Raw genomic sequence first — 6,631 nt, 5'->3', positions numbered from 1 at the left:
GTGGTCGTCGCCGAGGTGCTCCTCGGCGCCGGTGCGGCGGGGGGCGCCGGGCGACCCGGCGACGGGTGGCACGGGCCGGCTGAACTGGGGCGGGAACTCCGTCCCGCCGAGCACCTCGGCGCCGGTGAGCCGGCCCAGGTCGTCGCGCACCAGCCTCACCCGGACACCCAGGTGCTCCACCAGCTCCGCCGTGCGGCCGTGCGGCAGCGTCGGCCGCGGATGGTCGGTCGCGACCGGGACCCCGTGGCGGGCGGCGTCGGCGAGGTAGGAGAGGGCGTCCTGGCGCGACCACACGGCGGGAAGGTTGGCGTCCCGGGGGGTCCAGCCGTCCGGGAGCGCGAAGGAGCGCTCCAGGCGGGGGTACAGCGTCTCGGTCCGGCTGACCGTCGCGGGCCGCTCGTCGGTGCCCGGCGTGCGCGGCTCCCGCAGCGGCGGGGCGTCGGGCCGGCCGGCCGTCCAGCCCTCGGCCGGGGCGGTGCGGCGCGCGTGCTCGACGGCCTGGGCGACGGGGGCGTGATCGCCGATGAAGTGCGGCAGCAGGGTCCGCGGACCGGGCAGGCTGCCGCGGCCCACCAGGGGGGCGCCGGGGTGGTCGGTCTCGACCAGGTCGGCGACCACCCGGACCAGCGCGCCGTCGGCGTCGCGCAGGTTCCCGAGCTCCTGGTCGATCCGGCGCTGGAAGGCGGCCCGGTAGTCGGCCCGGTCCCGGGCGTCCAGGTCCGCCGCGAAGCGCAGCGGCACGGGGGCGATGATCCCCAGGCCGCTCTGGCCGTCGCCGAACCGGACGTGCCGCACGACGGCCCTGAAGCCGCCGCCGAAGTCGACCTGGCGCGGCGCGGACTGCCGGACGATCTCCTCCGGCCGCCACTGGGAGACCGGCTGGTCGGCGGAGGGGCGGTGGACCAGGTGCACGCCGTCGCGGGTGAGGCCCTCGATCACCACGCCCTGGTGCCGGCCGGTCCAGGACTCGGTGCCGTCGGGCAGGATCCGGGTCTCGTGCCGGGACCGGTACGCCTGGTGGACGGCGTTGAGGGTCTCGGAGCGCGACCAGGCGTCCGGGTACATCACGTGGGGGGCGTCGTCGGAGCGGCGCAGCCAGCGGGACTCCAGGTTGGACAGCGGCGCGCCCGGGCTGACCCGCGGGTCGAGGTACCAGACCTGGGCCCGGTAGGTGCCGTTGTCGTGCGGCTGGTGCAGCCGCTCCACGACGAGGCCGTGCTCGCGCGCGGTCTCGGCGGTCGGCCGGGTGTGGACGCCGGTGAGGGTGTGGCGGTCACCGAACCGGGTGTGGTCCTCGCTGCTCGCGGCGAACCGCCGGGGGCCGTGGTTCGGCGGCTCGAAGGCCGGGACGGGAACCCGGTCCTGGTTGTGGGCCGGCCGGAAGCCGGTGAACTCGCCGTTCGCCACCTCGCCCTCGACGCGCACCCCCGCGTACTCGCCGGTCCAGTGGTAGGTGCCGTCCCGCTCGGTGATCCGGCCGGTGCGGCGGGCGCTCTGGTACGCCTGCTCGGCGGCGTAGGCGGCCTCGTCGGAGGTCCAGTGCCGGGGGAACATGGTGCGGGTGGTGGTGCGGGTCTCGTGGGTGGCGCCCGGGAAGAGGCCGCCCGCCGACTCCAGGTGCGGCACCGGCACCCGCTCGGTGCGCGAGATCTGGAAGGTGCCGTTGGGGTGGTCCGGCCCCACCGTTCCCGGCGGCCGGGTGCGGCCCGTGCCCGGGCCGGGGTACAGGTGTCCCCCGGTGCCGTCCGCGCCGTCCAGCGCGGTGCGCAGGGTCTGCTCGCCGAAGGCCGCGCGCCGCGGCGGGCCGCCGGCCGGGCCGTCGGCGGGACCGAAGGCCTCGTCGACGGCGGAGCCGAGCTCGCGCAGGTAGCGGGCCGGCAGGCCCTGGGCGGGGTGCAGAGCGGCCGTGGAGCCGGCGGGGTCGTCGTGGTCGACCAGGAACCGGCCGAAGGTGTCGACGCCCTGGCCGGCCATCAGGCCGCCGTCCTGGTAGACGGGCCGGGGGCCGAACGCCGCCTCGCGGTACTCGTCCGGCAGGCCCAGGAGGTGGCCCAGCTCGTGGGCGAGGGTGGACCGGTCGATCACCAGGTCCCAGTGCAGCGCGCTGGCGCGCGGCTGGGTGGGGTGCACGGCGACGGTGTGGTGCGCCTCCTCGGGGGTGTCCACGAAGAGGACCTCGAACCGCAGCAGGTCGCCGCCGGGCAGCCGCTGGCCGCGGTTGAACTGCTCGTCGAGGCCGTTCGCGACGCGGGTGCGCATCCCGAGCAGCCCCGACTCCCGCTCGGCGGGCGTCAGGCCGGACAGGTCGGCGGTGTCGAGGTGGATCCGCATCCGGAGCACCGTCTCGGTGTCCCCGCCGGGCAGCTCGACCCGGGTGGCCTCGAAGGACCGCAGGTCGCGGGCGGCCAGCGAGCGCCGGAACGCGTCCTCGGCCGGCCGGACCTCCGCGGTGGCGAGCACCCGGTGGGTGCCGGGCGGCGGCGCCGGGACGTCCCCGGGCAGCGGCACGGCGATCCGGAAGCCGGTGATCCGGCCGTTCTCGGTGAACACCACGACGCCCCGGCCGGCGAACTCGCCCTGGATCCGGCCCCGCGGGTCCGGGGTCCCGGCCAGCAGGACCCGGTAGGCCGCGTAGCGGGCGTCCGCCGGCGTCCAGTCCGACGGCACCCCCAGCGCCGGCCGCGCCCAGGCGGCGTCGGTGAAGGCCTCCCGGACGGCCGTCAGCTGACCGCGCATCAGGTCGGTGGAGCGCGGCGGCGCCGACGGGTCGTCGGTGCCGGGGGCCCGCAGCGTGCCAGCGACGGGCTCCGGCAGCGGCAGGGCGCGCCGGGCGGCGCCCGGCGGCGGGGCGAGGATCGCCGCCGCGGTGTCCAGGCCGTGCTCGTCCACGGTGCGCAGCAGCGGCCCCAGGTGGTCCTCCAGGGCGGTCGGGCGGTCCGCCCGCAGCCGGACGCTGGAGAACGCCCCGGCCGGGTCGTCGGTGAAGTCGAGCCGCAGGGAGACCGGGGTGAACGGGTCCAGGTCGGCGGTCAGCCGGTCGGCCTCCTCCTGGAGCCGCCGGCCGCGGGCGGCGACGTCCGGCCCGGTCATGCCGTCGCCGGGTGCCAGGTGCAGCCGGACGGTGAGCTCGACGCCCTCCTGCCCGGTGGCGAACACCACCCGGCGGGCGGTCAGCTCGGGGCCGTCCTCGGCCACCGGCCGGGTGACCGGCTCGGAGCGGGCCAGCACGGGGGCGTCGTCCCAGCGGCGCACGAAGCCGCCGGTGAAGTCGGGCTGCTGCTCGGTCGGCCGGTGGACCAGCACCCGGCCGTCGCGGACCAGGCCCTCGACCCGGACCCCGTCCACCTCGGTGACCACGTGGCGGGTGCGGCGGTCCTCCAGCAGCACCTCGCGGCGGGGCCGGCCGTCCAGCAGCGCGGGCTCCACCCGCTCCGCCGTTCCCTGCCGGGTCCAGTGCTCGGGGTAGAGCCGCGTCTGCGGGCCGTCCGCGGAGCGGTGCCAGCGGCCGGGGAAGTCGGCGAGCGGGGAGTCCGGCGCCACCGACGGGTCCAGGTACCAGGTGTGGGCGCGGCGGGTGCCGTTGGGGTGCGGCGCCCCGACCGTCTCGGTCCGCACGCCGTGCACGTCGCCCGCGCCCGGGTCGACCCGGTGGTGCAGGGGCGTCAGCGCGCGCCGGTCGCCGAACCCGGGCGGTGCGGTGAGCTCGGCCGGGTGCGGCGGCAGGGGCCGGCGCGGGGCGTACGGCGGCGGCGGCTCGTCGCCCTGGCCGTGGTGCGGGCGGAAGCCGGTGACCTCGCCGTTCCGCTGGGTGCCGGTGATGAACACGCCCGCGTACTCGCCCATCCAGAGCGGCGAGGAGGCGTCGGTGCCGTAGCGCCGGGAGTCCAGGTGCGCCTGCTCGACGGCGTAGAGGATCTCCTCGGTGCTCCAGTGCCGGGGGAAGAAGGTCCGGTCCGCCCCGCCGGGGCCGGCCGGGGCGGGGAGGGTCACGGTGTCGTTCGGGTTGGTGCGCAGCTGCCCGGCGTACGCCAGGTCGACGGAGGGGCGCAGCATCGAGCCGCCGGTGCCGTCCTCGCCGTCCGGACCGTACAGCGCGGTGTCCCGGACCGCGTCCGCGATCCGCGGCGGGGCCGCGGCGGGGGCCGGGCCGGCGACGGGGGGCGTCTGTCCGGGGGCCTGGTCCGGGGTGCGGTCGGGGGCGAAGACCTCGTCGACGGCCGCGCCCACCGTGCGCAGGCGGCGCGGCCAGTCGGCGGTGCGCTCCGCGCCGGTGGCGCGGTGCAGTTCGAGCGGCCCGTCGTGCAGGCCGAGCACCCGCCCGATCTCGTGGCCGATTGTCTCCCGGCCGGCCCGCAGCCCCCAGTTCGCCTCGTCCTGGCGGACGGTGCCCCGGTGCACCCGCACCGTGTGGTCCGCGTCGCCGGGCGACTCCACGAACTCCACCCGCACCTGGAGGCGGTTGCCGTCGGGCAGCCGGTGCCCGCCGTTGTAGCCGGCCCGGGCCACGGACTCGTGGACGCGCTCGCGCAGCGCGGTGACCCGCGCGGCGTCGGCCGCCGGCACGTCCGAGGCGTCCAGGCGCACCCGCAGCACGAGTTCGGTGACCGGGTCGCCGTTGAGCAGGAGGCCGCGGCGCACCTCGTACGGCCGCAGCGGCGAGGGCGCCTCGCCCTCCGCCCGGGGTCCGACCGGCGGGCGGACCCGCCGGGTGTCGGGGTCCGGCCGCAGCCCGGTGCGGGAGTTGGGGTCCGCCGGGGCCGGGCCGGGCTCCGGGCGGGGCCGCTCCGGGGCCGGCTGTTCCGGCCCCTCCTCCCCCGGCTGGAGCGGGGCGTGCCGCTCCTCGGGGACGACGTGCTCGGGGCTGCGGCGCTGGGGCGGGTAGGGCGGGTCCCCGATCACGGCGACGCCGATGACGCGGTACTCGCCGTCGCGCACGATCCGCAGGGTGAGGCCGCGGTGCTCCAGCACGTCCACCGTGATGTCCTCCGGCCCCCGGGGCACCTGCCGGTCGCGGCTGGTGTGGTTCCCGGCGCCGACGGCCTGGCCGATGAACTCGAAGGCGTCCGCGCGGGACCAGGCGGCGGGCAGGCCGGAGTGCTCGGGCAGCCAACTGTCGGCGAGGGCGAAGTTGCGCACCGAGGAGGGGTGGTCCTGCGTCCACCGGCTGACCGTCTCCGGGCGCTCCGCCGTGCCGGGGCCGTCCGGGGCGCGCAGTGGCGCGGCGGCGGGGCGGGGGCCGCCGTGCGGCGCCCAGCCCTCGGCCGGGGACTGCTCGCCGGCATAGTCGGCGACATCCCGGAGGGTGGTGAAGGAGTTGTCGAGGTCGGGCATCAGGGTCCGCAGCGGGATGCCGGCGGCCGGGACGTCGGCGGTGACGTCCACGGTGCGGTGGCCGGGCCCGTCGTGGTCGACGAAGTCCGCGACCACCCGGACCAGGCGGTCCTGCGAGTCGCGCGCGCCGCGCGAGAAGCGGTCGGCGGCGGACTGCACGGCGGCCCGGTAGGCCTCCGTCTGCTGGGGCGTGGCGTCCGCCGGGAAGCGCAGCCGCACCGGCACGTGCAGTTCGAGGCCCTGCTGCCCGGCCGCGAACCGGACGTGACGGACCGTCAGTTCGCTGTCCTGGACGCCGTACACCACCGGGTTGCCGGCGGCCGAGCGCTCGACCACCTCGGTGTCCCGCCAGTGGCTGATCGGCTGGTCGACGGTGGGGCGGTGGACCAGGTGCACCCCGTTGCGGGTGATGCCCTCGATCCGCACGCCGTCGTGCTCGCCCACCCAGTGCTCGGCGCCGCCGGGCTCGGGCCGCGGGTGGGGTCGGCCCTGGTAGGCGGCGTCGACGGCCCGGCGGACGGCGGCCGGGGTCCAGCCGTCCGGGTACATCGTGTGCGGGGCGTCGTCCGCGCGGCGGAACCAGCGGGCCGTGAACTCCGAGAGCGGCGCCTCCGGGCCGACGGTCGGGTCCAGGTACCAGACCCGGGCCCGGTAGGTGCCGTTGTCGTTGGGCCGCACCGTGGCGGTGTCCACCCAGACGCCGTGGACGGAGGCGACCGCGAGGTCGGGCCGGCTGTGGACGCCGGTGAGGGCCTGGCGGTCGCCGAACCGGACGTGGTCCTCGCCGAGCAGGTCGAAGCGCCGGTCGGCGAGACGGGGCGGCCCGAAGGCGGGGACGGGGATCCGGTCCTGGTCGGCGGCGGGCCGGAAGCTGGTGAACTCCCCCTTCACCACCGTGCCCTCGATCCGGATCCCGCCGTACTCGCCGGTCCAGTGGTGGGTGCCGTACCGCTCGGTGACCCGGCCGCCGCGCACGGCGCTCTGGTAGGCCTGCTCGGCCGCGTAGGCGGCGTCGTCGGACGACCAGTGCCGGGGGAACATGGTGCGGGTGACGGTCCACTCCGAGCGGGCCGGGCCGGCGAACAGGGTGCCGGCGGACTCCACGTGCTGCACCGGGACCGGCGCGGTCTCGGTCACCCGGAACGTGCCGTTGCGGTGCTGCGACCCCTCGACCACCACCGGGCGCGGCCGGTCGGAGCCGGCCCGCGGGTACAGGTGTCCCCCGGAGCCGTCGGAGCGGCCCTCCAGCATCCGGCGCAGGACGTCCTCGCCCAGGCGCGGGCGGCGCGGCGGGCCGCCC

General features: G+C 77.9%; 1 protein-coding gene. It reads right to left on the bottom strand.

Features of this window, described 5'->3' with window-relative positions:
* A partial coding sequence (locus ABD308_RS37980) for an EndoU domain-containing protein (RefSeq protein WP_344345417.1) occupies positions 1 to 6,631 on the bottom strand: 6,631 nt, incomplete at both ends.

The sequence above is a fragment of the Kitasatospora putterlickiae genome (assembly GCF_039527695.1).
Taxonomy (GTDB): Bacteria; Actinomycetota; Actinomycetes; order Streptomycetales; family Streptomycetaceae; genus Kitasatospora; species Kitasatospora putterlickiae.
Note: the sequence above shows the minus strand (reverse complement) of the source record. Positions and strands in the feature narration are given on the sequence as shown.